Genomic DNA, 1,145 nt, shown 5'->3' with positions numbered 1-1,145 from the left:
TTACGTGTTTTCATTTCAATCTCCAGTTAAATCAATTATGTCTTAACTGGGTTAGTCGTATCAATTAAACCACGTCAATACTTGTCTAATACTTTTATAATACTTAAAAGAAGACTGTTAGTTGAAAATGCTTTAAAACTAATACTAAACTAATACCAAAATTTAGATTGTGTCTTTAAAATCATACTTTCATTATTAATGTATTAACTGTGGTGTTATCTGTCTTTATATTGTTTTTATTAAGTTTTCATTTTTCGTTTTTTTATCAATCTTTTTGTTTGTTGAAAAATTGTTCAGTAAAACTAAAATGTAATTTCAGGCAATAAATTAGCTCACGCCTTAAACTTAAATTATTTCTAAGAGAGTAACATGTGAAAGGGAATTATAAATTAATAGCTTCATAATGGAAATATTTTTTAGATAGAAAACGAGAAGGTTGGTTAATATGCAACATAAAAAGGATAGCTTTAATAAAGATACCATTAGAAAAGCCTATGCAAACGCACTTTCCACACAGTCATCTTTTAGTGAGAACGGAAGGATCATGGCTACTAAAAGCGATGCTATTTTATCTCTTTCAGGATACGCTATTGATGGACTTGCTGATATTGATAGTCACATATTTGAGTATAATTTTTCTTGTGGTAATCCCATTGATATTGCCAAGATTAAAGCAGGAGAAACAGTATTAGACTTAGGGTGTGGTACTGGGCTAGATGTTATCCTTGCAGCTGAAAAAGTAGGACAAAGTGGGCGAGTCATAGGCATAGATATGACTGATGAGATGTTGTCTATTGCGCAAAAAAAAGTGGATAGCTTACAACTGAATAATGTTGAGTTAAAGAATGGGTTAATTGAAGCTATTCCTCTGGATAATATGAGTATCGATAGAGTGATTTCAAACTGTGTGATTAATTTATCATCTGATAAGAATAAAGTCATGAGAGAAATATATAGAGTATTAAAACCAACAGGAAGTGTTTCATTTAGTGATATCGTTATTAATGAGAATATTCCTAATTGGATATTAAAACAGGCGGCTTTATATGCAACTTGTGTGTCCGGTGCGTGTTAAGGCAAGTTAAAGATGTCACATTAGGGAGCAAAGTAGACATGTCACACAAGTCTGTGTCTTTTATCAATCC

The 1,145-nt window shown here is 31.3% G+C and carries 1 protein-coding gene; it reads left to right on the top strand.

Annotation, left to right across the window (positions count from 1 at the left end):
• Nucleotides 1–445: 445 nt before the first annotated feature.
• On the top strand, nucleotides 446–1,075 hold the full coding sequence (locus tag Q0791_RS24870; protein ID WP_299011948.1) for a methyltransferase domain-containing protein: 630 nt from the start codon (nucleotides 446–448) through the stop codon (nucleotides 1,073–1,075).
• Nucleotides 1,076–1,145: the final 70 nt, after the last annotated feature.

The organism is uncultured Shewanella sp., assembly GCF_947495455.1.
In the GTDB taxonomy this organism is placed as follows: domain Bacteria; phylum Pseudomonadota; class Gammaproteobacteria; order Enterobacterales; family Shewanellaceae; genus Shewanella.
The sequence above is the reverse complement of the archived record's forward strand: the minus strand, read 5'-3'. Positions and strand labels throughout refer to the sequence as shown.

What these genes read in the sequence shown, in the direction of transcription:
- Q0791_RS24870 (WP_299011948.1), top strand. Translation starts at nt 446, where the DNA reads ATGCAACATAAAAAGGATAGCTTTAATAAAGATACCATTAGAAAAGCC.